Origin of the sequence: Streptomyces sp. NBC_01210 (assembly GCF_036010325.1) — a bacterium.
GTDB lineage: Bacteria > Actinomycetota > Actinomycetes > Streptomycetales > Streptomycetaceae > Streptomyces.
In genome coordinates this window covers 4,219,351-4,244,482 of the sequence record NZ_CP108549.1, presented here as the reverse complement: position 1 = coordinate 4,244,482, position 25,132 = coordinate 4,219,351, and the positions used below count along the sequence as shown (strand labels likewise).

The window sequence follows — 25,132 nt, the reverse complement described above, 5'->3', positions numbered from 1 at the left end:
TCCAGCCTGGGAGTGTCTCAAGACTGCACTGCGGCCTGGCCGCATGACGAGGTCGTCGGCCAGGCGGCAACGCGCGTGTCGTCAGGGGTGGGTGGCGATGATGCCGGGGCCGGCGCCGAGGGCGAGCACCCGCTGGGTGCCGTCGAGGCCGCAGTGGTCGCCGAGCAGGGTGTAGAACTCGGGCGCGTGGCGGGGCCGGTGGGCGGCGTAGTACGGCGCGGTGGACGCGAACAGCTCTTCGGGCGTGTACGAGGTGGTGGAGGAAGTCACGGCCCAGTCTCTCGCGGGGGTACGGTCAGGGTCGGGTGATCGGTCAGCGAGCCGGGGCGGCGCTCGGCGTCGTCCAGGGCGACGACGGCGCGGAAGCCGTCCTTGCTGTCGACCGAGCGGTCCCGGCCCGAGGTCCGGTCGGTAGCCACGAGCCGAACGGCGCCTCGCCTACGCGGTCGCGGACCTCGAGGGCGAGGGCGCCGCGCAGGACGAGCAAGCCGTCGCGGTCGAAGGCGAAGCCGGAATACGCGACACCTGAACGCGCGACCTCACCAGTCCCGAGGCCGGTCTCGAAACACCGGGGTCAGGAGGTAACGCGGAGCGTCAGTTCGCGAAGCTGGCGGCCGGTGGTACTGATGTCGTATCGGCGCGCGTTGCTGAGAGCCACCTTGGCCAGGGCCTTGCGCCGGTGGAAGTCCCGGCCCAGCTCGTCTAGGGCCACGGCCAGCGAGCGCGGGTTGCCAGGAGTGTAGGCAACGCCAGCGCTCCCGAGAATTTCCCTCACACCGGGAAGCTCGGAGTAGGCAACCGGGAGTCCGTGGGCTTGGGCCTCAAGGAGGACAAGCCCGAACGCCTCCAGACCTCTGGTCGTGAAGACGAAGGCGTCGAAGTTCGGCAGACGGCGCCACAGTTCGGCGCGGGGCAGGAACGGAACAAAATGGACCCGGTCCCGCAGCCCGCGTTCGATAGCCCGCTGTTCCAGATGCTCTCGTAGGGGTCCTTTGCCGATCACGGTCAAGTGGTGCGGCTGATCGGTCAATGCGAGGGCTTCGACGGCGGTGATCGTGGATTTGTTGTCGTCCAGGCGACCGGCGTGCACCAGAGACAGGGGTCCGATTCCAGTAGGCGGTTGATCGCGTACCCGGGCATCGCTCAAACGGATACCCCACGGGATGACGGTGAGTCGATCGGTGAATCGGCGTCCGGTGAGACGGTCGATGCGGTCGGCGAGGGCGGAGGTCGGGGCGACGATCGCGGCGCTTGCGGCAGCAACTTCATTCATGGCCTCGCGTTCCGATGCGCTGCGCTCGGCCACCATCACGTCGGGGCCGTGGGCGATGGCGATGATCGGGATGTTGCCGGCCGTTCGGGTGAAGGCCAGGCTGAGAGCGAACCCGAGGTACTGGGCGTGAATGGCGTTCGGCTGGATCTTCTCGATGAGCGCACCGACCTCACGTGTCAACTCGTCAACGTAGGGGTCGAAGTCGGGGCCGTGAGGGCGTTTCGTCGTGGAGAGGGTGATCAGATGATCGAACGCGGCCTTCCAAGCCTGATCGACCGGCGCCCTGCCCAGGAAGGTCGTATGGGTGTCAGGCATCGCGCCGTAGAGATCGTTGACGAGGATCATGCTCCCGGACGAAGGCACGGAGGTGCGGTTGATTCCGGTCAAGATGTTCAGGAGTTTGGTGGTCATGCGGAAACTCCATTAATGGATGACCGTCGGGTGGGAATCGGAGATGGGGCTCCCAGGGCCAACTCGACTCGTGAATCATCGGTGGCGTTCCGCATCTCGCGCTGACGAGGTGGCGCCCACCACGACGCCAGGTGCGGCGTGAAGACGGCCGAGACCTCCTCGGCCGGATGTAAGCAGCCCTTACTGTCCTGTTCTGCCGTCCATGCTCTGACTGTCGACCTGGGGTAGACGGGATTTATCCCTATCTCTCCCTTGGGGAGGACTCCGTTGAAGGGTGTGGGTATTCCCTCGCTGTTCCAGTAGTCCCATGCTTCAAGAGCCTTGGCTTTCTCGAAGCAGTGGTAGAGCTGCTGGTAGCGCGGCATGTAGCGGATCTCGCGGAAGATCATCTGCCCGATCAGTCCAGGCGCGACGTTCCGGAGCGTGCTGAGATCAGCGCCCAGGAAGGTGACCGACGCCGCATCCTGGGACGGGTGCAGCGCGGTCCGGGCGAACAGGTGGGACAGTCGTCGCCGGACGTACTCGGTGACTCCCTGGCCGAGAGCTGGTTCCATGCCTTCGATGAGCTGGACGAGCCGGTGATAGCGCGGATTGAAACGGGCCAGGTCGAACAACTGGTCCATGCCGTCCACGGCGGCGAAGGCGAGTCGCTTGTAGAGCCAGTTGTTCAGCTCTCCCGCCTGAGCATAGGTCTTGGTCTCCGGAGTAACGGAGTGGAGCATCAGGTATTCGGACAGAACCTCGAAGTACAGGTAGCCGAGGAACGGCACGTGGGCCACGGCGTCGGACAACTGGTCGATGAACTCGGGTGCCGGAGTGGCATGGCCGGCGGCGTTGCGCAGGGCGGCGTCGAGGAACACGGCCGCGGAACGCAGCCCGGTCAGCACGGCGTGGTCGAGCTGGTCGTTCTCGGCCAGGGTCAGGAAGCTCTGGTAGCGCTCGTAGGTACGCAGGTGGATGGCACCGAGATGCAGGTAGTCGACGCCCTTGGGCCGGATTGGGGCGTCCGGGATGACCTCGAAGACCATGGGCGTGGTGGAAGGCTTCGTCCGCATCAGGTAGGTGCCGAGGTTGTTGGGGCGCAGTCCCTCACGCTGACTGACGAGAGGCGAGCAGTACAGGGCTCCGACCAGGCATCCGGTGGAGACGTGCAACTGCCGGCTGATGCGGATGGCGTCGATGTCCTTGGTGGTGTGCAGCAGGTACATCGGCTTTCCGCTGACGAGCGCTTCGGTCATCGCGTTATGCCGTATCAGCCAGCCGTTGGGGGTTGAGCGCTCCAGGTAGTGGCGCCAGTCGCTCTCACTTTCGGCCAGCGAGGCAGGAATTTGACGCTGCGCGGGCATGGTGTAGTCCGTGTGGGCGTTTTCCCATTCGTCGCGCAAGACAACTCCCGGGGATGGAGGATTGGCGGCGGGTCCGGGGGATTTCGAGAAGCTAAAGAGTCTCGACGTTCGGCCTGGAAAGGCGGTTTCGGCAGTCGAGAACATAGGTTGCGCATTTCTCGATCATCGGGAGGTCGAATCGCGGGTGGTCCATGAGAAGAACCACTGCATCAGCGGCTGCGACCTCGTCCGGGCTCGCATCGACCCGAGGCACGTTCAGCTTGGTGCTGTCGCCGTCCGGGATGTTGGGTTCGGCGCCGCGGACCTCGGCGCCGAGGTCGATGAGAAGTTCGGCGACACGTGCCGAAGGGGAATTGCGAAGGTCGGTGGCGTTGTACTTGTAGGTCAGGCCAAGCAGCAGAATCCGAGATCCGCTGACGGGCATGCCGCGCTTGTCAAGTGCTTCCACGAGACGCCGGACGACGTAGTCGGGCATGTGCCGGTTCACGTCGTCGGCGAGTTCCACGAACCGGAAAGGGACGCCAAGCTCCTGCTGGACCTTCCACGAGAGGAACAACGGGTCGACGGGCAGACAGTGCCCGCCGACTCCCGGCCCTGGGGTGAACCGCGTGAATCCGAAGGGCTTGGTCGCGGCGGCGTCGATCGCCTCCCAGATGTTCACGCCGAGGGAAGCGGCCAGCATCGCCATCTCGTTGACCATGGAGATGTTGACGAACCGGAAGACGTTCTCGATCAGCTTGGCCAGCTCGGCGACCTTGGTCCCGGACACCGGAACCGTGGTCTGAAAGATGCCGTCGTAGAAACCCTTGATCACATCGAGTGATTTGGCGTCGATTCCGGAGACCAATTTCGGCGTCCCGTCGAACGACCACCGCTTGTTCCCCGGAGCGATACGCTCAGGACTGAATCCGGCCAGGAAGTCCACCCCGCCCTTGAGGCCCGACGCCTTCTCCAGGATCGGAAGCAGCAGTTCCTCGGTGGTGCCGGGATAGGTCGTGGACTCCAGAACCACCGTCGCACCGGGGCGAAGGTGCTCGCCCAGCGTCCGGGCGCAGGATTCGATGTAGGTCAGGTCGGGCACGCCGTCCCGCAGCGGGGTCGGCACGGTGATCACCGCGATGTCGAAGCCGGCCAGCGCGGCAGCATCGGCGGTCGCGGAGTAGACCCCGGAGTCCAGCACTGCGCGCAGCCGCGAGGAGGCCACGTCCTCCACGTAGGACTGGCCGGCGGCGAGCTGCTGGACGCGGTGCGGGTCCACATCGTAGCCGACGACACGGTGACCCACCTCTGCGGCGCGCACGGCCAGTGGAAGCCCTACGTAGCCCTGACCAGCAACAACTATCTGCATGGCAGCTCCTACTCGATTGCGGTGCTTGAATGGACCGTCGTTCCTGGTCTGGCAAGGAGAAGCGCTGTGCCCCTGGTGTCTGTCGTGATGCCCGTGTACAACTCGGCGGCCACCCTCGGCGCAGCCGTCCGATCGGTGCTCACGCAGACCCACAGCGACCTGGAGCTGCTGGTCACCGACGACCAGTCCTCCGATGGCTCCATGGACCTGCTCCGCGAGTTCGCCGAGCAGGACAAGCGCGTCCTGCCGAAGTCGGCACCCGAACGGGGCGGTGCGGGCCGGGCCCGCAACCTCGCGATCGAGCGGGCCCGCGGGGGACTACATCGCCTTTCTCGACAGCGACGACATGTGGCTTCCGGAGAAGACCGAGAAGCAGCTCGCCTTCGCTGTGGAGGCCACTGCGCCTTTGACGTTCACCTCGTACTTCAAGATGGACGCCGCCTACGACGGCGAGAGCACCGACTGGGTCCCGAACGGGCGGGTGGTCCATGCGCGGGAGCTCGTGGACTACCGCGCGATGCTGGTCCAGGACCACATCGGTGCTCTCACCGCCATGTACGACCGCAATGTCCTGGGCACGAGGCTGATGCCGGAGTTGCGCAAGCGCCAGGACTACGCTCTCTGGCTGTCGATCATGCGGGACGGCGCTGACGCCCGGGGCCTGGCTGAGCCGCTTGCGGTGTACAGGACCCACCAGGCGGGATCGCTGTCCTCCAACAAACTGTCGCTCGTGCAATACAACTGGGCCCTGTACCGCGAGCACGAGCATCTGTCGGTCCCACGGGCGACGCGGGCGCTGGCCGGCGCTGTGTGGCAGTCGCTGCGCAACTCGCGTATCTAGATCCGCGCACGGGCCCGAGGAGCCCGGTGCGCAACCGTTTCCGGGGGTGCCCGACCGGGCCCCGCCCCGTGGCCATGCCGCGTGCTCGGGGGCTGGACCCGGGGGCGGGACTCGGTGGGTCACCGGTGCCGTCGGCCGGCACAGGCCGAGCTGTCGCCGGCCCTCGCGCGGAGGAACAACTGGAGGAGTAGCCGCCGGTCGGCGACCGGGACGGTCTCCTGACCGCTGTGGAGTGCCTCCCGACCGTGCAGGAAGCGGCGCTGGTTCACGATGAGGTAGTCCCCGGGCTGGAGCATGAAGGAGACCTGCCCCCGGACGAGCTCGTCGGCGAGCTCCCGGGCGGCGTCGGCGTGCGCCTGGCCGAGCTGGGACCTCTCCAGCATCTTGGCGGTGAAGCGGACGAACCCCCCGCCCGGGTCGGAGCCGTCCAGGATCGGGAACGGCTTGTACTCCTCGCCGACGCCGTGCAGGTCGAAGAAGGTCCCGTAGTTGTAGGCCGTCTCGGCCAGGAGGGCGCGGCTGTCCTCCGACAGCCGCGCCACCGCCGCGTGGGCGTCGGAGAGGATGCTGGGGCCGCCGCCGAGCGGGTCGGGGCGAACGCAGAGGAGCGTGGTGTAGTCCGGGGGCAAGGTTCCGTTCACCAGGTCCATGTGGAATGCGTTGTACCCGATGCCGCTGGACTTGCCGGGGTCCTTGTCGACCTTGACCCCGATGTCCTTCCACAGGGGCCACCGCGGGAAGGGCGAGAAGGGGACCGCCACCTCGGCCGCGAAGGCCGTCGCCAGCCGCAGGAACCGGTCGTCGTCGGTCCCCAGCGCCTTGGCGAGGTTTCCCAGGCGCAGCACGGCGTATCCGCCGCCCTCTCCGGTCAGCGCGTGGCGCAGCGTCGCGGTGGTCTCCTCGAACTGCGGGGTGCCCTTCAGCTCGGTCCGGTACCGCTCCATGGTGGACGTCGCCAGGAACGAACCGTCCAGTTCCCATGTCGGGAGAGAACGGTCTATCAGAGCGGCTTCGAGTCCGCTCGGGATGTCGATGAACACGCGGGGCTTCCTTCTCTCTTGGGGTTCTCGGCGGGGACCAGGGGCAGGCGGACGACGATCCGCTTGCCGCCGGTGGCGGTGTCCGGGACTGCGACGCCCCGCGGACGTTCCGGCCGGGTCCGGCGCGGCCGATAGGATGTCCCGGCCCGACCGCCGCCCCGGTGACGGGCCCGCGTCCGGCGAGAGGGCCGCGCAGTGAGCCAGCACCGTTCCGCCCGTGCGGCGGTGTTCTCGGCCGGGTCCTGGGGTACCGCCGTCGCCAAGATCCTGGCCGACGCCGGCAGCCCCGTCATCGTGCACGCCCGACGGGACGAGATCGCCCACGCCATCAATGCGACGCATCGCAACCCCGGCTACTTCCCGGACGTCGAGCTGCCCGCATCTCTGACGGCCACGACCGACCCGGCCGCCGCGCTGGACGGCGCGGACTACCTGGTGCTGTCCATCCCCGCGCAGTCCCTGCGGACCAACCTCGCCGCGTGGGCGCCCCACATCGGGCCCGACACCGTGATCGTGTCGCTGATGAAGGGCATCGAACTCGGCAGCGGGGAACGGGCGAGCCAGGTCATCACCGAGGTGACCAGCGTGAGCGCGGACCGGGTCGCGGTGCTGTCGGGCCCGAACCTCGCGGCTGAGATCATGAACGGCCAGCCCGCCGCCGCCACCATCGCCTGCCCCGACGAGAACGCCGCCCGCCGCTTCCAGCAGGCGTGCCACACCCCCTACTTCCGGCCCTACACCAGCACCGACGTGATCGGCTGCGAGCTGGGCGGCGCGGTGAAGAACGTCATCGCCCTGGCGGTCGGCATCGCCTCGGGCATGGGCCTGGGCGACAACGCCGCGGCGATGCTCACCACCCGCGGGCTGGCGGAGACCACCCGGCTGGCTGTGGCCATGGGCGCCCACCCGGCCACCCTCGCCGGCCTTGCCGGCCTGGGCGACCTGGTGGCCACCTGCTCCTCCCCGCTCTCCCGCAACCGCACCTTCGGCACCCACCTCGGTCACGGCCTGAGCGTCGAACAGGCGACGGCCGCCACCCGGCAGACCACCGAGGGCGTCAAGTCCGCGGAGGCGATCCTCGCCCTGGCTCACGCCCACGGCGTGGAGATGCCGATCACGGAAGTGATCTCCGCCCTGCTGCACGAGAAGGTCACCCTCGACGAGGCCGCCGCCGCGCTGATGCAGCGGCCCCCCAAGCCCGAGCGCTGACCCCCGGCGCCCCGCCTCGCGGGGCCGCCCACCTCTCACCTTCACCCTCCCCACCCGGAGGCTCCTGCCATGCACGTGTCCGTGCTGTCCGCTGTCCAGATCGCCGTCACCGCCGCCCAGATGGCGTGGATGATCAGCGGCTTCACCCGCCTGCCCGGACGCTGGCTGCGCTGGAAGATGTCACCCGCAGCGGCCGGTACAACCGGATCGACGGTGAAGTCGGCGGTGAGGCGCGTACGGACGTGGATCACGCCGGAGGTCGGTGCTCCGGCGTCGGCGCGCAGGGGCGCGTTAGACTGCGGTTCAGCCATCGGGAAGGTGCTACTTCCTGATCGGTGAGGCCCTCGATCAGGATTGCCGTCCTGGCCGGGGGCCGTCATATGCCTGAGGTTGTTGCGGCGAACGTAACCGCCAACTCCCCCCGCAAGCCAGTCACCCGTCCGGGTGACGAGTGGGAGGGGAAGGAGGGCAGGTGGTTCTTTACCCCAGGTTCTTTGGGGGAGTTCGTGGCCTGCCGGACCCCCGCGCACGAGGTTCCGGAGGCTCCGGGAGGCCGACGCCCGCACCGAATCCTGGTCGACTCAGGACCGGTCGGCGGCCTTCAACTCGCCTATGAACGAGGCCCAGCAGGCTTCCGGGAATACCAGGGCGGAACGGTTCGGGGCCTTGCTGTCACGGACGGGCACGACGCCGGGGAATCCGTCCGCCACCTCGACGCAGTCGCCCCCCTCCTGATTGCTGTAGCTGCTGCTGCGCCACGCGGCGCCGTTCAGATCGGGACGGGACAGTCGCTGCACGGTAGTTGCCCTCCATCACGGACCGGATCATGTCGAGCGACATGAGCGGGGGCAGCGCGGCCGCCCGCAGCCGATCGTAGGTCAGGGTGAGGTCATTGACCTCGGGCGGATCCTCGACAAGCTGGCCGTAATGCGCGCCCTCCGTGTAGGCCACCCTGGTGCCGTCGGGCAGGGACAGCACGGTCAGGGAGCCGCCGAGCGCGTCATGCGCTCCCTGGTCGAACGGCAGCACCTGCACCGTGATATGACGCTCCTCGGCAGCCTCCAGCAGCCGCACCAACTGCCGGCGCATCACGCCCGTTCCGCCGACCGGACGATGGATCACCGACTCGTCGAGCACCACCCAGAGTTCCGGGCGGTCGGGAGCGTGCAGCCGTTTCTGCCTGGCGAGCCGTGCGGTCACGCGTTCCTCCAACTGCTCCTCGCCCGTGAGTGAGCGGCCGACGCTGAGGAGGGCGCGTGCGTACGCCTCGGTCTGCAGAAGACCGGGCACGACATGCGCCGCGTACTGCCCGATGGACACGGCTCGCGCCGAATGCGCCATGAACGCCCGCGACCAGTCGGGGAACGCCTCCCGGTAGACATAGGGCCACAGGTCGACCAGCAGGTTGTCCGCCCCGAGGGCCGCATCCAGCGCCCGCGCCAGCTCCAGCGTCGGCTTCGCCCCGGACGACCGCTCGATCTGCGTGATCCGGGTGCTCACCACATGCGTCTTCGCGCCCAGTTCGGCCTGGGTCAGCCCGGCGGCCGTACGGAGTCTGCGGACGCGTGAGCCGAAGAGGGCTGCCATTGACGCGTCGGGCTGAATTCCTTTGGCCATGGGCTCACTTCCGTTCCTTACCGCTTGCGACGTAAGGCCTCATCACCTTCCGAGCGTAGGGCCGTCGGCCGATTCTTGAACACGGAACGTCACGACCCGCACACGTTGTGGGTCGTGCCAGGGATCGACGGACTGGAATGGGCGACACCGTGCTGAAGACCATGACCACGTCGGGCGACGGCCCGGACCGCGAGAGGGAAGCAGCCGTGCGGCCGCTCGACGGGAAGGCGCATGACTCCGAGGATGAACTCCGTGAGTTCGCTGCACAGTTCAGCTCGACACCCCGAGGCGCGAGGCTCGCCCGGCGGCTCACGGTGCGCAGCATGGATGAATGGGGGCACCCGGCCGCGTCGGACGTCTCGTGCACCGTCGCCCTGCTGGTGGGGGAACTCGCCACCAATGCCGTACGCCACGGGCGGGTGCCAGGGCGGGACTTCCGACTTCGCCTCAGCTCGGATGCGCGGCGGTGTCTGATCCGTATCGAGGTTTCGGACGCTTCTTCGGAGCAGCCGCCGACCAGTGTGCCAACACCGTGTTCCGACGACGAGTCAGGGCGCGGACTGCTCCTCGTGGACGTCCTGGCCGCCCGCTGGGGTGTGACGCCGCGCGTTCCCGTTGGCAAGACCATCTGGGCGGAAGTGGCGGTGGAAGCGCCGGGACGGTGAAGAGAAGGACACCGGGGGCGGTTCCGCATCGACAGGGCGGCCCATGTTCGCCGAGAGGGCGCTACGCAATGGGCAAGGGCCTCCTACGCCGCGAACCTCCGGTCCACCCACCGCCACGCCACCTCCAGCAGCCCCGCCCCCGCCGCCGCGATTCCCACCGCCGCCCACGGCATCGTCGTGCCCACCAGCTTCAGGGCGAAGAAGTTCTGCAGCCACGGCACCACCAGCACGATCAGGAAGGCGACCCCCATCGCCGCCACCAGGCACACCCGCCACAGGGTGTACGGGCGGGCGATGATCGCCAGGACCCACATCGAGACCAGGAACAGCGTCAGCGTCGCCGCGCTCGTTTCTGCGTCCAGGGCGCCCGGGCCGCTGTAGTAGTGGCGGGCCAGCAGGTACGTGACGAACGTCGCCGCGGCCGCGATCGCGCCGGCCGGGATCGCGTACCGCATCACCCTGCGTACGAAGTTCGGCTGCGCCCGCTCCTTGTTGGGGGCCAGCGCCAGGAAGAACGCCGGGATACCGATCGTCAGCGTCGAGAGCAGCGTCAGATGACGGGGCAGGAAGGGGTATTCGACCTGGCTGCACACCACCAGCACCGCCAGCAGCACCGAGTACACCGTCTTCGTCAGGAACAGCGTCGCCACCCGCGTGATGTTGCCGATGACCCGCCGGCCCTCCGCCACCACCGACGGCAGCGTCGCGAAGCTGTTGTCGAGCAGCACGATCTGCGCGACCGCCTTCGTCGCCTCCGAGCCCGACCCCATCGAGACGCCGATGTCCGCGTCCTTGAGTGCGAGGACATCGTTCACGCCGTCACCCGTCATCGCGACCGTGTGACCGCGGGACTGCAGCGCGCCGACCATGTCGCGCTTCTGCTGCGGCGTGACCCGGCCGAAGACCGCGTTGGCGTCCAGGGCGTCGGCCATCCGGGCCTGCTCCGTGGGGAGCCGGCGCGCGTCCACCGTGTTGGCAGCGCCCGGCAGGCCGAGCTTGCCCGCCACCGCGCTCACCGACACCGCGTTGTCGCCGGAGATGACCTTCGCGTTGACGTTCTGGTCGGCGAAGTACGCGAGCGTGTCGGACGCGTCGGGACGCAGCCGCTGCTCCAGCACCACCAGCGCTGTGGGCCTCGCCTCCGCCGCTACGTCCACCGCGTCGAGGTCGCCCGCCGCCCGCGCGAGCAGCAGCACCCGCAGGCCCTGCTCGTTGAGCTGCCCGATCTCGCCCAGCGTCGGGTCGGCCGCCGGGAGCAGCACATCCGGCGCGCCCAGCAGCCAGGTGGAGTTGTCGCCGTCGCCCTCGCTGAAGGCCGCGCCGCTGTACTTGCGCGCCGACGAGAAGGGCAGCGACTCCGTGCAGCGCCACTCCTCGCTGTCCGGATACGCGTCGATGATCGCCTGCAACGAGGCGTTCGGCCGTGGGTCGGACTCGCCGAGCGCGCCCAGCACCTTCCGTATGTACGTCTCGTCCGCGCCGTCCAGCGGCCGCAGCTCCGATACGTCCATACCGCCCTCGGTCAGCGTGCCCGTCTTGTCGAGGCAGACCACGTCCACCCGCGCGAGGCCCTCGATGGCGGGCAGTTCCTGCACCAGGCACTGCTTGCGGCCGAGCCGGATGACGCCGATTGCGAAGGCGACCGACGTCAGCAGCACAAGGCCCTCGGGGATCATCGGGACGATGCCGCCGACGGTCCTGGCCACCGAGTCCTTGAAGTTGTTGTTCTTGACGACGAGCTGGCTGATGATGAGCCCGATCGAGGTCGGGACCATCATCCAGGTCACGTACTTGAGGATCGTGCTGATGCCGCTGCGCAGTTCGGAGTGGACGAGCGTGAAGCGGGATGCCTCCTCGGCGAGCTGCGCCGCGTACGCCTCGCGCCCTACCTTCGTCGCCGTGAACGCCCCGCCGCCCGCGACCACGAAGCTGCCCGACATCACCGGATCCCCGGGGTGCTTGATGACCGGATCGGCCTCGCCCGTCAGCAGCGACTCGTCGATCTCCATGGTGTCGGCCTCGGCCACCTCGCCGTCCACGACGACCTTGTCGCCGGGCCCGAGTTCGACGAGATCGCCGAGCACGATCTCGGACGTGGAGATCTCGGCCGCCTCTCCGTCGCGCCGTACCGTCGGCCTCGCTTCGCCGAGGACCGCGAGCCCGTCGAGGGTCTTCTTGGCGCGCAGCTCCTGGATGATGCCGATACCGGTGTTGGCGATGATCACGAAGCCGAACAGGCTGTCCTGGATCGGCGCGACGAGGAGCATGATCGCCCACAGCACGCCGATGATCGCGTTGAAGCGGGTGAAGACGTTCGCGCGGACGATTTCGGTGGTGGAGCGGGAGCTGCGTACGGGAACGTCGTTGACCTCACCGCGGGCGACCCGCTCGGCGACCTCGGCCGTCGTCAGCCCGGTGGCCGGGACTGCGATCGCGGACCGGGGCAGCTTCATCGGGTGTACGGGGTCGAGTTCGGAGCCCGCGTCGATGGTCGGTCCGCCGGGCTCGGGGCCGTCCGCGTCGATTCTCGCCCGCTGCGTCATGGTTTCGACGGTACGGCCGGAGGGGCCGGTTCACCCGCCGAGTGCGCCGGGGATCAGACCTCGGTAGGACGCGAATGGTCCTGTGGCAGTACGGGCGCGGTAAGGGGCATTTGATCAGTCGCTTGCTTCAGTCGCTCGCAGCGGCAGAGGAACCCGGCTCCGCCGCCTCGGCGGCTTTGGCGCGCTTGATCGCCACGTCCCGCCTGCGTACGTACCAGATGCCGATCAGCCCGAGTCCGCCACCGGCCAGACACGTCCACACCCACCACATCAGGTCACGGTCGTCGAACCAGCCGTAGAAGGGGATCTGGACGAGGAAGAGGACGAACCAGAGGATCGTGCCGCCGGTGATGGTGGCGACGACGGGCCCCTCCAGGGGCTCGGGTGCCTCGTGCTTGGGGGTCCACTTCGCCATGCGCACAGTGTAGGCGGCGCCTATGCCGAGGCCACGGGGCCGGTCGGCAGCCGGGCAAGGGCCGGGCGGCCCAAGGGTCTACGCGCGGAGATAGAAATCTTTGCCTTATGTATTCATACTGAAACTGCTTACAGATGACTGGTTTTGCTTGTTGGAAGATACAAGTCTGGCCAGTTTTTTACTGTCGTTGTCTTTTCTGTCCCCGCCCCCTCCCCGTACGACTGAGGTTCCGCATGCCCCCCTCGGCCACCGCCAAGGTCGACTCCGCAGACCGGCCCCCGGCCCCCCGCCGACCGTCCGGCGGCCTGGACCGTTTCTTCAAGATCTCGGAGCGCGGCTCCTCGGTCGCCCGCGAGGTGCGCGGCGGATTCGCCACCTTCTTCGCGATGGCGTACATCATCGTGCTGAACCCGATCATCCTCGGCAGCGCGAAGGACATGTACGGCCATCAGCTCGACAGCGGCCAGCTGGTCACCGCCACCGTGCTGACGGCGGCCTTCTCCACCCTGCTCATGGGCGTGATCGGCAATGTCCCGATCGCGCTCGCGGCCGGCCTCGGTGTGAACACGGTCGTCGCCCTCCAGCTCGCGCCCCGGATGTCCTGGCCGGACGCGATGGGCATGGTCGTCCTCGCCGGCTTCGTCGTGATGCTGCTGGTCGCCACCGGACTGCGCGAGCGTGTCATGAACGCCGTGCCGCGCAGCCTGCGCAAGGGCATCGCGATCGGCATCGGCCTCTTCATCATGCTGATCGGCCTGGTCGACTCCGGCTTCGTCTCCCGTATCCCGGACGCCGCCAACACCCCCGTGCCGCTGCAGCTCGGCGTCGGCGGCCACCTCGTCGGCTGGCCGGTCCTCGTCTTCATCCTCGGCGCGCTGCTCACGCTCGCGCTGATCATCCGCAAGGTGCCGGGCGCGATCCTCATCTCCATCGTCGCGATGACGATCGTCGCGATGGTCATCGATGCCGTGGCGACGGTCCCGTCCTGGGGCCTGACCGCGCCCGAGTGGCCCGGCAACCCGGTGGCGTCGCCCGACTTCGGTCTGGTCGGCAAGGTCAGCCTGTTCGGCGGCTTCGGGAAGGTCGGCTACCTCACCGGCATTCTCTTCGTCTTCACCGTGCTGCTGTCCTGCTTCTTCGACGCGATGGGCACGATCCTCGGCGTCGGCGACGAGGCCAAGCTGCTGGACAAGGACGGCAGGCTGCCCGGCATCAACAAGGTGCTCTTCGTCGACGGCATCGCCGTCGCCGCGGGCGGCGCGACCTCGTCCTCGGCCTCCACCTGCTTCGTGGAGTCCACCGCGGGCGTCGGCGAGGGGGCCCGTACCGGCCTGGCGTCCGTCGTCACCGGTGCGCTGTTCACGGTGGCGCTGTTCCTCACGCCGCTCGCCACGATGGTCCCGTCCCAGGCGGCGACGCCGGCGCTGCTGGCGGTCGGTTTCCTGATCCTGGCCGGTTCGGTCCGGGACATCGACTGGGACGACTTCACCGTCGCCGTGCCGGCCTTCCTGGCGATGGTGATGATGCCGTTCACGTACTCGATCACCAACGGCATCGGCATCGGCTTCATCACCTTCAGCCTGCTGAGGCTGGTGGCCGGACGGGGCCGTGAGGTGCCCGTGGCCATGTACGTGGTGTCCGCGGTGTTCGTCTTCTACTACGCGATGCCCGCGCTGGGTCTCACGTAAGGCCGTAGAACTTCTCTGTCTCCTCGACGGCCGCCTGGAAGCGTTCGTCGAAGTCATCGCGGATGAGCGTCCGGACCACATAGTCCTGGACGCTCATTCCGCGTCTGGCGGCATGGTGCCTGAGCCGGTCGAGTAGCTCACCGTCTATCCGCAGGCTGAGGACTGTCGATCCCATATCAGCCAGGGTTGCCGGATGCCCGCAGCCGCTGTGTCACTTTCCGGATGTGGCTCACTCATATGAGTGACGAAATGATCTCCTGGCCGACATTGTGGCCGACATCCTGGTCGGCGTGTGGAGAATCGACTGGTCTTTAGGTTGGGTAATGAGTTATGCTAACAAACATGCCTGACCTGTCCCATGGCAATGACGCCGACGTCGCCGCCGTGAACTCCCTGCGCTCAGCCGTGATGCGGCTGGGCCGACGCCTGAAGCATCAGCGCGTCGACGAATCGCTGAGCCCCACCGAGATGTCGGTGCTCGGCACGCTTGCCCTGTGCGGCCATGCCACCCCCGGTGAGCTGGCCCGCAAGGAGCATGTCCAGCCGCCGTCCATGACCCGGATCGTGGCGTTGCTCGAGGCCAAGGGACTGGTCCGGCTCGAGCCGCACCCCGACGACCGCCGGCAGAAGGTGGTCAGCCAGACCGAGCAGGCGGAAGCCATGCTCGAGGAGAGCCGCCGCAAGCGGAATGCCTGGCTGGCCTCGCTCGCCGAAGGGCTGGACGATGACGAGTGGGCCAAGCTGCGCGCAGCCGCCCCCGTACTGGAGAAGCTCGCACACCTCTAATCACCGCTAATCACCGCACCATGGAAGAGGCGAACCCTTTTGAGTCCGGGACCCGGAGCAGACTCCGCACCCGCACCAGCTCCTACAACCATGTTCAGCTCGCTGAAGATCCGTAACTACCGGCTCTTCGCCACCGGGCAAGTCGTCTCCAACACCGGCACCTGGATGCAGCGCATCGCCCAGGACTGGCTGGTGCTGACCCTGACCGGATCCGCGTCCGCCGTCGGTATCACCATCGCGCTGCAGTTCCTGCCCATGCTGCTCTTCGGCCTCTACGGCGGAGTGCTCGCCGACCGGCTGCCCAAGCGCCGGCTGTTGCTGGCCACCCAGTTCGCGATGGGCCTCACCGGCCTGGCGCTCGCCGTGCTCACCCTCAGCGGCCATGTCCAGGTGTGGCACGTGTATCTCACGGCCTTCGTCATCGGCCTGGTCACCGTCGTCGACAACCCGGCGCGCCAGTCCTTCGTCGCCGAGATGGTCGGCCCGGAGCAGCTGGGCAACGCGGTGAGCCTGAACTCCGCGAACTTCCAGTCCGCACGCCTCGTCGGCCCCGCCGTCGCCGGTGTCCTGATCACGGCTGTCGGCAGCGGCTACGCCTTCCTGCTCAACGGCCTGTCCTTCATCGCGCCCATCGCGGGCCTGCTGCTGATGCGCAACAGCGAGCTGCACAAGGTCGAGCGCGCGCCGCGCGGCAAGGGCCAGCTGCGGGAAGGACTGAAGTACGTCGCGGGCCGGCCCGAACTCATCTGGCCGATCGTCCTCGTCGGCTTCATCGGCACCTTCGGCTTCAACTTCCCGATCTGGCTCTCGGCCTTCGTCAACAACGTCTACCACTCCGGTGCGAGTACGTACGGCCTGCTCAACACCCTGATGGCGGCCGGCTCCCTGGCGGGCGCGCTGCTCGCGGCCCGGCGCCGCGCCTCGCGGCTGCGGGTGCTGGTGGGCGCGGCCGTGCTCTTCGGTGTCCTTGAGATCGTGACCGCGTTCGCGCCGCGGTTCTGGATCTTCGCGGTGCTGATGGTGCCGATCGGGATGTTCGGCCTCACGGTCAACGTCACGGCCAACTCCAGCATCCAGATGGCGACGGAACCCGCCATGCGAGGGCGCGTGATGAGCCTGTTCATGATGGTCTTCGTGGGCGGTACGCCACTGGGCGCGCCCCTGGTCGGCTGGGTCACCGACACATACGGACCGCGGATCGGCTTCGCGGCGGGCGGCACGGTGGCGCTGGTCGCCGCGATCGGAGTCGGCGTGATGCTCGCCCGTGTGGGCGGGCTGCGCCTCAAAATAGATCTGCGGCCGGGGCGCCGGCATCTGGAGTTCGTACCGAGGGAGCAGCTGGCGACAGCCGCCTGACCAGGACCTGTCGGGCGGCCTGCCCGGGGCCGTCGGACTGCCTGCCCGGGACCTGTCGGGCGGCCTGACCGGAACCCGTCGGGCTGTCCGACCCGGACCGTCGGGGCTGACAGACTCGGGTCATGAGACTCTTCGCCGCCGTACTGCCGCCCGCCCCGGCAGTCGGCGAACTCGCTCTCGCCGTCGACCGGTTGAGGTCCCTCCCCGCCGCGGACCGGCTGCGCTGGACCGGCCGGGAAGGCTGGCACTTCACGCTCGCCTTCATGGGCGAGGTGGAGGACGCGCTGCTGCCCGAGCTGCACGAGCGGCTCGGGCGGGCCGCCCGCAGGACCCACCCGTTCGCCCTGCGCCTCCACGGCGGCGGGCGGTTCGGGCAGCGGGCCCTGTGGGTCGGGGCCGCCGGCGGCCTGGAGGAGATGCGCCTGCTCGCGGAACGCGCCGACGCTGCGGCGCGGCGGGCCGGGATCGGCATGGAGGAGCACCGCCGCTATCAGGCCCACCTCACGATCGCCCGCAGCCGCGACGAGGCCGATCTGCGTCCGTACGTCGAGGGGCTGGACACCTTCGAGGGCACGCCCTGGGAGGTGGCCGAGCTCGCGCTCGTACGCAGCAATCTGCCGGTCAGCGGCGTACGGGGCGAGCAGCCGCGGTACGAGACGGTGGGCAGTTGGCCGCTGGGAGGCGGGACGGGGTCAAGTCCACCCGAACGGGCGAGTTAACCTCGTTCCGTGAATCCCAAGACCAGAAACCAGATCATGGCCGGTGTGCTTGTGCTGATGTTCGCGATCGTCGCCGTGGCGGCAGTGGTCGGTCAGTAGCCCCTGGGGCGTGCTGCGGGCGGCGGGACTTCCGGAAACACGCCCAAGCCCTGACCGACCACGCCTTCGCCCGTCACCAGGCGAAGGCCTCCGGCGAGGGCCCCGGCCCCGGGAAGACCTCGTCCAGCGCGGACAGCAGCTCCTCGCTCAGCTCCAGCTCGACGGCGCGCAGCGCGGAGGCCAGCTGGTCCGCCGTACGCGGGCCGACAATGGGCCCGGTGACCCCCGGCCGGCTGAGCAGCCAGGCCAGCGCCACCTCGCCGGGCTGAAGGCCGTGCTTGTCGAGCAGGTCCTCGTACGCCTGGATCTGCGCGCGCACCTCGGTGCTGGCGAGCGCGTCCGCCGAGCGTCCGGACGCGCTGCGCCCCGCCCCGCCCTCGCGCTCCTTCCGGATCACACCGCCGAGCAGCCCGCCGTGCAGCGGCGACCAGGGGATGACCCCGAGGCCGTACTCCTGCGCGGCCGGGATGACCTCCATCTCGGCGCGGCGCTCGGCGAGGTTGTACAGGCACTGCTCGCTGACCAGCCCGTACGAGCCGAGGCGGCGGGCCGTCTCATTGGTCTGGGCGATCCGCCAGCCGGGGAAGTTGGACGAGCCCGCGTAAATGATCTTGCCCTGCTGGATCAGGGTGTCGATGGCCTGCCAGGTCTCCTCGACCGGCGTGCGGCGGTCGATGTGATGGAACTGGTAGATGTCGATGTGGTCGGTCCGCAGCCGCTTGAGGCTCGCCTCGACCGCGCGGCGGATGTTGAGTGCGGAGAGCCGGTCGTAGTTGGGCCAGACGTCGCCCTCGGGGCCCATGTTCGCGTAGACCTTGGTGGCGAGGACGACCTTGTCGCGACGGTCGCCGCCCTTGGCGAACCAGCTGCCGATGATCTCCTCGGTGCGGCCCTTGTTCTCGCCCCAGCCGTAGACATTGGCGGTGTCGAAGAGATTGATACCTGCGCCGAGCGCGGCGTCCATGATCGTGTGGCTGTCGGCCTCGTCGGTCTGAGGCCCGAAGTTCATCGTCCCGAGGACGAGTCGGCTGACCTTGAGTCCGGTACGTCCGAGCTGTGTGTACTTCATGGCTACCAAGCCAACGCCTTGGAGCACGCTCCAGGCAAGGATGGCCGGCGGTCAGTCGCGGGGGAATTCGTCGGTCGTGAGGGTGAGTCCTACGGGAGTGCCGGTCAGGTCGAGCGGTGCGCCGAAGCCGACGGTCAGCTCACTGAGGTAGTCCCCCTCCTTGGGCTGGGTGTGAAGATGGGACCTGCCTGTGTACGGGTCGACGATGAGGTAGACGGGGACGCCTGCGTCGGCGTAGGCAGCCTTTTTGGGGCCGTAGTCATTGGTGGCGGTGTTCTTGGAGATGACCTCGGCTACGAACTCGATGTCCTGGTAGCGCCAACGCCCGTTCTGATCCTTCACCGATCGTTCTGCCATCGCTGCCACATCACAGGCGAAGCCGTTGAGATGCCCGGGGAAGTCGATGCGGACGTCGGCTGCCAGCCGATTCCGGGGGTATGCGGCATTCAGTTGCTGGGCGATGTCGAAGATGATTTCCCAGTGGGTCTGCGGTTGCGGCGACATGAAGATGTTCCCCCCGACGATCTCAACCTTGAATCCTTCGGGGACGGGCATCTGCTCAAGCCTCTCGAACCACTCGTCCAAGCGCTCGGCGTTGTCGTCGGCCATGTCGATCCTGCCGCTCTCTACGACGGTCATCGTGGCGCTCCTCCCCGCTGCAGCGGGGTCGCATGCAGCCGCGCAGTACAACGATACGCACGGTGACCGGGACACGCCGGTGTCGAGAAGGCGTCACGCGCCGCCGAACCAGCCCGCGGCGTCGAGGCGGAACGCCTCCGCCGGGACGACCGTACGCAGCGCCTCCTCCATCTCGACCACGCGCCGCGCGCCCAGCGTGCGGGCCCACTCCGCGCGCAGTTCGTCGAAGATCGCGGCCGAACGGGTCAGCGCGTCGATGCCGTGCGGGGTGAGGCGGACGAGTTTGCGGCGGGCGTCGGCGGGGTCGTCGGCGCGTACGGCATAGCCGAGTGCCACGAGCCGGTCGACCGTCTTGCCGGCCGCCTGTTTGGAGACGCCGAGCCGCCGTCCGATCTCGCTCGCGGTCGCGCCGCCCGCGCCGATCGCCTGCATGGCGAAGCCGTGCGCGGGCCGGACGTCCGGGTGGCCCTGCTCGGCCAGCTCGGCGTGGAGCCGGTCGATCAGGGACCTGAACCCGGCAAAGAGGAGCAGGGGCAGCTCGTAACCCGGCGTGTCGGCAAGGCCGTTGCGCGTTTCGACAACCTGGTTTACCTTTTTATCGTCAACCACGTTGTCGATTATAGGAGCCACCACATGTTCACCGAACACACCCTGGAATCGGCTCCGGCCGCGTCGCGTCGCTCCATGGAGTCGACCATCAAGCACCTGGGCCATCTGCCGTCCGCGGTCGCCAGGCTCGCCGCGTCACCGCACCTGCTGGACGGCTTCCTGAAGCTCAGCGCCATGTTCGAGCAGACGACCCTGGATCCGGTCGCGCGCGAGGTGGTCGTCATGACGGTCGCGGCGCGCAACGAGTGTCATGTCTGCGTCGCCATGCACACCGGCAAGCTGCGGTCGCTGGGCGCGGAGGAGGAGTTGATCGCCGCACTGTGCGAGCAGAAGCCGCTCGACGACGAACGGCTGGAAGCGGTGCGGCAGTTCGCGCTGGAGGTGCTGCGTACGGCGGGGGGCGTGGGTGACGAGGAGCTGCGGGCGTTCCTCGCGCGCGGCTATACGGAGCAGAACGCGCTGGAGGTGGTCATGGGCATCGGCACGTACACGATGTCGACGTTCGCGAACCGGCTGACCAGGGCGTAGTGGCGCGGCCGCCGCGGGTCACCCGTTCGGCGGCCCGGGCCCTGCGGGCGCGACGGCCCGCGGCGCATGGTGAGGAGACGGTCCGGCCGATCGGACGAGGGAGCCTCACGATGGTTGCAGCAGCATCGCGGTCCGCATGCGGGAGGCGTGGCCGCACGGCCGCGCGGCCACGCCTCGCGCGGACCGCACGGCTCGACTCGGTGCGTAGTCGGGGAGCGTCAGGACGTGGCGGTGATGGTCGAGCCGCAGTCGAAGCGGCTGGTGCTGCCGTTGACCGTGTTGCCGAGACAGACGGTCAGCTTGACCGTGCGGTCCTCGACGAGGTTGCCGTGGTGGTAGGTCGAGCAGTTGCCGGCGTTCGGCGTGAAGTAGCGCTCGAAGCTTCCGGTGTACGGCACATCGTTGGGACCGGCGTACCAGGTGGCGGTGACCTTCAGCCACACGCCGAGACCATCCGCCTTGGTGTCGCAGGCTCTGAACTCGTCACCGTCGTCCGTGAAGGTGCCGTACGCGGTGCCGGAGGTGTGCGCGTAGGCGTACCAGGTGCTCGCGGCCTGAGCGCTGGAGACGTTGCCGAGGGCGATGGCGGCGGCGGCGCCGGCGACTGCGGCGATGCGGGCGAGCTTGCGCATGGTGTGGAGCCTTCCTGCAGGCGTTGTGATCGCGTCAGAGTAGTTCCGTTGGCTGATTTACAACAGACCCTTTCTGTCAAGGCAGTTGGTGTCCGGTCGCACGTACGGGGAGTGGCGATGCCGCGGCTGGATTTGGCCGGTGCCGGTCACAGTTCATGGGACCGGCCTTGTGTTCTTGAGGTGTGCATGCCGCAATGACAGCAGTCGCTGACTGCCCATCAGACACGGGGACCCCACCGCCCCAGGCCGCGCGCAGCGGCAGCCGGCGACGGCATCCCGTACACCCCCACACGAAGGCGGGACCCCATGAAGCACGGCAGACTCGGATTCGGCGTATTAGCGAGCATCGGCGTACTGGCCGCAGGCGCGCTCGTGATGGCACCAGCCGCGAACGCGGTGACGCCGGACACCGCCACCCTCTCGTTCGACTGCGGGTCGTTCGGCTCGGGCACGGCAACGCTCACCGCCACTCAGGACGGCACGGCCGCGACCATCAGCGTGTCCACCTCGGCCATCACCTCGCCCATCGACCTCTCGGCGAACTCCGTCAAGTCCACCCTCACGCTCACCAAGAACGGCTCGGACACGGCGACGTTCACCGGCAACGCCAACCCCGCGATTCCGGCCGGCAGCCCGGTGTCCACCGGGCCGCTGAACGGGACTGTCGCCGCGGGCGACAGCCTGGAGGGGAAGTCGCTGACGGTCGTGGTCTTCGGCATCAGCGTGACGTGCAATGCCACGTCCGCGCAGACACCCGGCCCGTTCGTCTTCTGACGGCCGGGTACGGACCGCGAGGCGGCGTCACCCACTCACCGGTGACGCCGCTTGCGCACGAAATCGCCCCGGCGTCGTGCCGAACTGTCGGCTGAAGGCATGGGAGAGGGCATACGGCGAGCTGTAGCCGACCTGACGGGCGATGATGTCCAGCGGCTCCTGGGTCTCCCGCAGCAGCGCGGCCGCACGGGTCAGCCGCCACCAGCCCAGATAGGCCATCGGTGGCCGGCCGACCAGAGCGGTGAACCGGCGCGCGAGAGTGGCCCGGGATACGCCTACCTGCGCGGCGAGTTGATCATTGCCCCACTGCTGGGCCGGATCCTCGTGCAGCAGGCGCAGTGCCCCAGCCACCACCGGGTCGTTCAGCGCCGCGGGCCAGCCGCCGGCGCCGTAGGCCCTGCCGTCCGTCATCCAGGCCCGCACCATGTAGACGAGCAGCAGGTCGAGAAGCCCGGGGACGACCACGCCCGTGCCGGGGCGGTGGGCGCCGATCTCCCGGCCGAGCAGGTCGATCGCCGCGCGCAGTTCCGGGTGGCTGCCGACGCGGTTCGGCAGATGGACGACGTCCGGCAGCTCCGCCATCAGGGGGTGCGTATGGCTGCGGTCGAGCCGGTACTTGCCGCACAGCAGCTCCGCCGTGCAAGGTGCGTCCGCGGGCGGTGGTGGAGGCGCGGCCATCCGTAGTCCGTGTCCGTCGACCCAGCGCTCGAAGGGGACCGCCGCCTCGAGCACGCGCCGGTCGGCGGGGCTGTCGGCGAGCACATGGCCCGCGCCGTGCGGCAGGAGCACCACATCGCCCGCGCCGAGGGAGACCGCGGCGCCGCGGTCGGGCTGGAGCCAGCAGCTGCCTTCCAGTACGACGTGGAAGCCTGCTCCGTCGTATGCGTCGAAGCGGGAGCACCAAGTGCCGACTATCCGGACCCGGTTGGACGAGGGGCGCCCGATGCGGACGGCCGAGATCGCGTCACTGACGACATCCATCGCGCCAGCGTAGCGATTCGCACCACCGCTGAGTCGTGCGCGTATCCGATTGAGCAGCACAGGCATTGAGCCGCTCATCGCGCCTTTCCTAGGCTCGACCGGGACAGAGCAGCCGATGAGAGGTGGCGACCGTGGACCGCATCATGATGGGCGACGTCGAGGTCATCAGGGTCAGGGAGTTGCAGGGGCCGTTCGGCCCCACCCGGGAGATTGTCCCGGACTGCCCGGGGGAGGTCTGGAGCGACAACAAGGAGTGGATGGCGCCGGAGTTCTGGGAGCCGGACAGTGACAGCTTCGTCGCCACGGTGCAGACCTGGGTGCTGCGCAGCGAGGGGGTGACGGTCCTGGTCGACACGGGGGTCGGCAACGGTCGGATGCGGCCTGGTGCCCCGCCGTTCGACAACCTGAAGACGGACTTCCTGAGTCGGTTGGACCGGGCCGGAGTGCGGCCGGAGGAGGTCGACGTCGTGGTCAACACGCACATTCACGCGGATCACGTCGGCTGGAACACCGTCGAGCAGGACGGCGAGTGGGTGCCTGCCTTCCCGAACGCCAGCTACCTGCTTCCGGCGGCCGACAACGCTCACTTCGGCCCGGACGGCTCCGGAAGTGGTCCCGAGCGCCGGGAGTTCGAGCGGCTGGTGTTTGCCGACAGCATCGAGCCGGTGCACCGCTCCGGCCAGGCGGTGCTGTGGGAAGGTACCCACCGCATTGACGCCAACCTCACGCTCGAGTCCGCGCCCGGCCATACCCCGGGCTCGGCAGTGCTGAGGCTGGCCTCCGGGAGCGACCGGGCGGTGTTCGTCGGCGATCTGCTGCACAGCCCGGTGCAGATCCTCGAACCGTCCTGCAACAGCTGCTTCGACGAGGACGCGGAGCGCGCGGCGGCGAGCAGGAGGAGCGTCCTCGAACGCGCGGCGGACAAGGGGGAGTTGGTGGTCCCGGCGCACTTCGGGGGAGCGGGCGCGGTGGAGGTCCGTCGCGACGGGTCGAAGTTTGCGATCACCGGGTGGGCGGCGTACGCCTGACGGTCTCGATGAGGGCGGTCCAGGCGGTGGGGGAGAGGGTGAGGGCGGGGCGGGTGGTGTCCTTGGAGTCACGGACATGGATGGCGGCGGGGCAGGTGGCGACCTCGACGCACTCGCCCTGGTCGCCGCTGTAGCTGCTCTTGAACCAGTCGACGGCGACCTCGACGCATTCGCCCTGCTCGCTGCTGTAGCTGCTCTTGAACCACTTCAGGTCCGTGCTCATAGTCCCTCTGCCACCTGCTCGATCAGTTTCGCGGACTCTTCGGGAGTGAGTGCCTGAGCCCGCAGAATGCCATATCGACCGAACATGTCACCTAGGTCCGGCTGTTCGGTCACGAAGTAGCCGCCGTTCTGCCCTTCGACGTAAGCGAGCTGGCGTCGCTCAGCTGTCTCCAGCAGGATCATGGGCCCGGCGAGTCCGGCGTGGGTCTGCCGGTCATGAGGCACGACTTGGACCTCGACATGGCGAAGTCGGCCGACGTCGAGGATGTGGTGCAACTGCTCCTTGAGGACGGCAGGGCCGCCGAGAGGCCGGGTGAGCGTGCTCTGCTCCAGTACGTAACTGACGATGGGTGTGGGCTTGCGACGGAAGAGCTTCTGCCGTTCGAGTCGGGCCGCCACTCGTTTCTCGATCTCCTCGTCCTCCAGCGGCGGGCAGTAGTTGCAGTTGAAGACCGCCCGTGCGTACGACTCGGTCTGCAGCGCGCCGGGAATCACATGGTTCTGGTACGCGTGGAGGGCAGCCGCCTTCTGCTCCTCGATCAGGTAGTCCTCGGTCCATGGCCGTAGCCCGTTGTCCTCGAACTCCTTCGCCGCCACGACGACCAGTGCACCTTGTGCACCCAGGACCTCATCCGCGTACGGCACGAACTTGCCCCTCGGCTGCCGCTCTCCCCGTTCCACCATCGCCACCTGGGACTTGGAGAACCCGATGCGCCCGGCCAACGCCTCCTGCGAGAAGTCGGCCCGTTCGCGGTGGAAGCGCAGCAACGCGCCGAACGACCTCGAACCTCGTTCACTGGAGTGCACAACGTCCTCCCCGAGTGCACAGACCTGCACGACCCTCGTGTGGTGCTGGTCACATTGAACCCCGGCGCGGAATCGTCTCCTTCATGAACCGAGAAAGTGCCCCCACCTGGGTGCCTGCATCCGGACACGCCCTGCGTCACGCGGGCATCCACTTCGACGCCGTACGCATCGCGGGCGTGCTGGCCGAGCAAGTGGCTTACGAGCTCATGCAGTTCACGGATTTCCGCGCCGGGCCAATCGTCCGCGAGGCCACGGGTGAGCGGAACATGTACTTCCTGCTGCCCCCGCAATCCGTCTCCGCGTACACCTGGCCGGCGGGCGCGCGGGCGCTGAGTCGGTACGGGCGCAGTGCCGCCTTCGTCGGGGTGCCGGCGTTCGACGGGCTGACGTGGCCGCTGGACTGGCGGTCCCGCCCGTCAATCGAAACTCCGTTCGTGGAACCGGAGTTGTTGCACGAGACGGTCATGTGTGCTGTACGGTGATCGCG

The 25,132-nt window shown here is 68.3% G+C and carries 29 protein-coding genes and 1 pseudogene; 11 read left to right on the top strand and 19 right to left on the bottom strand.

Going from position 1 to position 25,132, the window contains the following annotated elements:
• Nucleotides 1–81: 81 nt before the first annotated feature.
• The 5 genes from OG735_RS19065 to OG735_RS19045 form a co-directional block, all read right to left on the bottom strand.
• Nucleotides 82–270, bottom strand: coding sequence for a hypothetical protein (locus tag OG735_RS19065; protein ID WP_327324400.1), 189 nt, complete (start codon nucleotides 268–270; stop codon nucleotides 82–84).
• Nucleotides 267–419 carry a hypothetical protein gene (locus OG735_RS19060; RefSeq protein WP_327324399.1) on the bottom strand — a complete coding sequence of 51 codons (153 nt, stop codon included), beginning with the start codon at nucleotides 417–419 and terminating at the stop codon, nucleotides 267–269. The genes OG735_RS19065 and OG735_RS19060 overlap by 4 nt, the downstream gene beginning before the upstream one ends.
• Nucleotides 420–574: 155 nt before the next feature.
• On the bottom strand, nucleotides 575–1,684 hold the full coding sequence (locus tag OG735_RS19055; RefSeq protein ID WP_327324398.1) for a glycosyltransferase family 4 protein: 1,110 nt from the start codon (nucleotides 1,682–1,684) through the stop codon (nucleotides 575–577).
• Nucleotides 1,681–3,069, bottom strand: coding sequence for a hypothetical protein (locus tag OG735_RS19050; protein WP_327324397.1), 1,389 nt, complete (start codon nucleotides 3,067–3,069; stop codon nucleotides 1,681–1,683). Before OG735_RS19050 ends, OG735_RS19055 begins: the two co-directional genes overlap by 4 nt.
• Nucleotides 3,070–3,121: 52 nt before the next feature.
• Entirely contained in the window at nucleotides 3,122–4,378 is a 1,257-nt protein-coding gene (locus OG735_RS19045; protein ID WP_327324396.1) for a nucleotide sugar dehydrogenase, read from the bottom strand.
• Between the two features lie 66 nt (nucleotides 4,379–4,444).
• Between OG735_RS19045 and OG735_RS19040 the strand changes: the two are divergent.
• Nucleotides 4,445–5,219 (top strand): annotated as a pseudogene (locus OG735_RS19040) (glycosyltransferase family 2 protein).
• Nucleotides 5,220–5,338: 119 nt separating this feature from the next.
• Here OG735_RS19040 and OG735_RS19035 read toward each other — a convergent pair.
• Nucleotides 5,339–6,259, bottom strand: a complete 921-nt coding sequence (locus OG735_RS19035) for a TauD/TfdA family dioxygenase (protein ID WP_327324395.1) — start codon at nucleotides 6,257–6,259, stop codon at nucleotides 5,339–5,341.
• Between the two features lie 195 nt (nucleotides 6,260–6,454).
• On the opposite strand from OG735_RS19035, the gene OG735_RS19030 reads away from it, so the two are divergent.
• Complete coding sequence (locus tag OG735_RS19030) at nucleotides 6,455–7,468, top strand: NAD(P)H-dependent glycerol-3-phosphate dehydrogenase (protein WP_327324394.1); 1,014 nt, start codon at nucleotides 6,455–6,457, stop codon at nucleotides 7,466–7,468.
• 41 nt (nucleotides 7,469–7,509) lie between these two features.
• On the opposite strand, the gene OG735_RS19025 is transcribed toward OG735_RS19030, so the two are convergent.
• From OG735_RS19025 to OG735_RS19015, 3 genes are all read right to left on the bottom strand, one after another.
• The gene (locus OG735_RS19025) at nucleotides 7,510–7,779 is read right to left on the bottom strand and encodes a hypothetical protein (protein WP_327328645.1); all 270 of its coding nucleotides are present in this window, start codon (nucleotides 7,777–7,779) and stop codon (nucleotides 7,510–7,512) included.
• 270 nt (nucleotides 7,780–8,049) lie between these two features.
• Nucleotides 8,050–8,178, bottom strand: a complete 129-nt coding sequence (locus OG735_RS19020) for a DUF397 domain-containing protein (RefSeq protein WP_327324393.1) — start codon at nucleotides 8,176–8,178, stop codon at nucleotides 8,050–8,052.
• Nucleotides 8,141–9,055 (bottom strand): helix-turn-helix domain-containing protein, encoded by a 915-nt coding sequence (locus tag OG735_RS19015; RefSeq protein ID WP_327328373.1) that lies wholly within the window; start codon nucleotides 9,053–9,055, stop codon nucleotides 8,141–8,143. Before OG735_RS19015 ends, OG735_RS19020 begins: the two co-directional genes overlap by 38 nt.
• Nucleotides 9,056–9,222: 167 nt before the next feature.
• On the opposite strand from OG735_RS19015, the gene OG735_RS19010 reads away from it, so the two are divergent.
• Nucleotides 9,223–9,750 (top strand): ATP-binding protein, encoded by a 528-nt coding sequence (locus OG735_RS19010; protein ID WP_327324392.1) that lies wholly within the window; start codon nucleotides 9,223–9,225, stop codon nucleotides 9,748–9,750.
• 83 nt (nucleotides 9,751–9,833) lie between these two features.
• On the opposite strand, the gene OG735_RS19005 is transcribed toward OG735_RS19010, so the two are convergent.
• On the bottom strand, nucleotides 9,834–12,293 hold the full coding sequence (locus OG735_RS19005) for an HAD-IC family P-type ATPase (RefSeq protein ID WP_327324391.1): 2,460 nt from the start codon (nucleotides 12,291–12,293) through the stop codon (nucleotides 9,834–9,836).
• A 127-nt stretch (nucleotides 12,294–12,420) separates the two neighbouring features.
• Nucleotides 12,421–12,708, bottom strand: a complete 288-nt coding sequence (locus tag OG735_RS19000) for a DUF2530 domain-containing protein (RefSeq protein WP_327324390.1) — start codon at nucleotides 12,706–12,708, stop codon at nucleotides 12,421–12,423.
• A 233-nt stretch (nucleotides 12,709–12,941) separates the two neighbouring features.
• Here OG735_RS19000 and OG735_RS18995 point away from each other — a divergent pair, with 233 nt between their 5' ends.
• Nucleotides 12,942–14,396, top strand: coding sequence for an NCS2 family permease (locus OG735_RS18995; protein ID WP_327324389.1), 1,455 nt, complete (start codon nucleotides 12,942–12,944; stop codon nucleotides 14,394–14,396).
• On the opposite strand, the gene OG735_RS18990 is transcribed toward OG735_RS18995, so the two are convergent.
• Nucleotides 14,389–14,571, bottom strand: coding sequence for a ribbon-helix-helix protein, CopG family (locus OG735_RS18990; protein WP_327324388.1), 183 nt, complete (start codon nucleotides 14,569–14,571; stop codon nucleotides 14,389–14,391). The two genes, OG735_RS18995 and OG735_RS18990, sit on opposite strands and share 8 nt — an antisense overlap.
• A 167-nt stretch (nucleotides 14,572–14,738) precedes the next feature.
• On the opposite strand from OG735_RS18990, the gene OG735_RS18985 reads away from it, so the two are divergent.
• The 3 genes from OG735_RS18985 (at nucleotide 14,739) to thpR (ending at nucleotide 17,257) form a co-directional block, all read left to right on the top strand.
• Nucleotides 14,739–15,182 (top strand): MarR family winged helix-turn-helix transcriptional regulator, encoded by a 444-nt coding sequence (locus OG735_RS18985; RefSeq protein ID WP_327324387.1) that lies wholly within the window; start codon nucleotides 14,739–14,741, stop codon nucleotides 15,180–15,182.
• Between the two features lie 39 nt (nucleotides 15,183–15,221).
• Complete coding sequence (locus tag OG735_RS18980) at nucleotides 15,222–16,538, top strand: MFS transporter (protein WP_327324386.1); 1,317 nt, start codon at nucleotides 15,222–15,224, stop codon at nucleotides 16,536–16,538.
• Nucleotides 16,539–16,660: 122 nt separating this feature from the next.
• Complete coding sequence (gene thpR, locus OG735_RS18975; RefSeq protein WP_327324385.1) at nucleotides 16,661–17,257, top strand: RNA 2',3'-cyclic phosphodiesterase; 597 nt, start codon at nucleotides 16,661–16,663, stop codon at nucleotides 17,255–17,257.
• A gap of 172 nt (nucleotides 17,258–17,429) precedes the next feature.
• On the opposite strand, the gene OG735_RS18970 is transcribed toward thpR, so the two are convergent.
• From OG735_RS18970 to OG735_RS18960, 3 genes are all read right to left on the bottom strand, one after another.
• Nucleotides 17,430–18,425 (bottom strand): aldo/keto reductase, encoded by a 996-nt coding sequence (locus OG735_RS18970; RefSeq protein ID WP_327324384.1) that lies wholly within the window; start codon nucleotides 18,423–18,425, stop codon nucleotides 17,430–17,432.
• Between the two features lie 51 nt (nucleotides 18,426–18,476).
• A complete protein-coding gene (locus OG735_RS18965) occupies nucleotides 18,477–19,064 on the bottom strand; it encodes a Uma2 family endonuclease (protein ID WP_327324383.1) in 588 nt (195 codons plus the stop codon).
• Between the two features lie 93 nt (nucleotides 19,065–19,157).
• Nucleotides 19,158–19,673, bottom strand: coding sequence for a MarR family winged helix-turn-helix transcriptional regulator (locus tag OG735_RS18960; RefSeq protein ID WP_327324382.1), 516 nt, complete (start codon nucleotides 19,671–19,673; stop codon nucleotides 19,158–19,160).
• Nucleotides 19,674–19,697: 24 nt separating this feature from the next.
• Between OG735_RS18960 and OG735_RS18955 the strand changes: the two genes are divergently transcribed.
• Nucleotides 19,698–20,201: a carboxymuconolactone decarboxylase family protein gene (locus tag OG735_RS18955; protein WP_327324381.1), complete on the top strand. Its 504-nt coding sequence runs from the start codon at nucleotides 19,698–19,700 to the stop codon at nucleotides 20,199–20,201.
• Nucleotides 20,202–20,419: 218 nt separating this feature from the next.
• Here the strand turns inward: OG735_RS18955 and OG735_RS18950 are convergent, their stop codons facing one another.
• Nucleotides 20,420–20,833 (bottom strand): hypothetical protein, encoded by a 414-nt coding sequence (locus tag OG735_RS18950; RefSeq protein ID WP_327324380.1) that lies wholly within the window; start codon nucleotides 20,831–20,833, stop codon nucleotides 20,420–20,422.
• A 306-nt stretch (nucleotides 20,834–21,139) separates the two neighbouring features.
• Between OG735_RS18950 and OG735_RS18945 the strand changes: the two genes are divergently transcribed.
• Nucleotides 21,140–21,607: a hypothetical protein gene (locus tag OG735_RS18945; protein ID WP_327324379.1), complete on the top strand. Its 468-nt coding sequence runs from the start codon at nucleotides 21,140–21,142 to the stop codon at nucleotides 21,605–21,607.
• Between the two features lie 27 nt (nucleotides 21,608–21,634).
• Here OG735_RS18945 and OG735_RS18940 read toward each other — a convergent pair whose 3' ends face one another.
• Nucleotides 21,635–22,588, bottom strand: a complete 954-nt coding sequence (locus OG735_RS18940; protein WP_327324378.1) for an AraC family transcriptional regulator — start codon at nucleotides 22,586–22,588, stop codon at nucleotides 21,635–21,637.
• 143 nt (nucleotides 22,589–22,731) lie between these two features.
• Here OG735_RS18940 and OG735_RS18935 point away from each other — a divergent pair, with 143 nt between their 5' ends.
• A complete protein-coding gene (locus OG735_RS18935) occupies nucleotides 22,732–23,616 on the top strand; it encodes an MBL fold metallo-hydrolase (protein ID WP_327328372.1) in 885 nt (294 codons plus the stop codon).
• Here the strand turns inward: OG735_RS18935 and OG735_RS18930 are convergent.
• Together OG735_RS18930 and OG735_RS18925 are read right to left on the bottom strand one after the other, a co-directional pair.
• Entirely contained in the window at nucleotides 23,591–23,839 is a 249-nt protein-coding gene (locus OG735_RS18930; RefSeq protein WP_327324377.1) for a DUF397 domain-containing protein, read from the bottom strand. The genes OG735_RS18935 and OG735_RS18930 overlap by 26 nt on opposite strands.
• Complete coding sequence (locus tag OG735_RS18925; RefSeq protein WP_327324376.1) at nucleotides 23,836–24,645, bottom strand: helix-turn-helix domain-containing protein; 810 nt, start codon at nucleotides 24,643–24,645, stop codon at nucleotides 23,836–23,838. The genes OG735_RS18930 and OG735_RS18925 overlap by 4 nt, the downstream gene beginning before the upstream one ends.
• An 83-nt stretch (nucleotides 24,646–24,728) precedes the next feature.
• Here OG735_RS18925 and OG735_RS18920 point away from each other — a divergent pair, with 83 nt between their 5' ends.
• Nucleotides 24,729–25,127: a hypothetical protein gene (locus OG735_RS18920; RefSeq protein WP_327324375.1), complete on the top strand. Its 399-nt coding sequence runs from the start codon at nucleotides 24,729–24,731 to the stop codon at nucleotides 25,125–25,127.
• Nucleotides 25,128–25,132 lie beyond the last annotated feature (5 nt).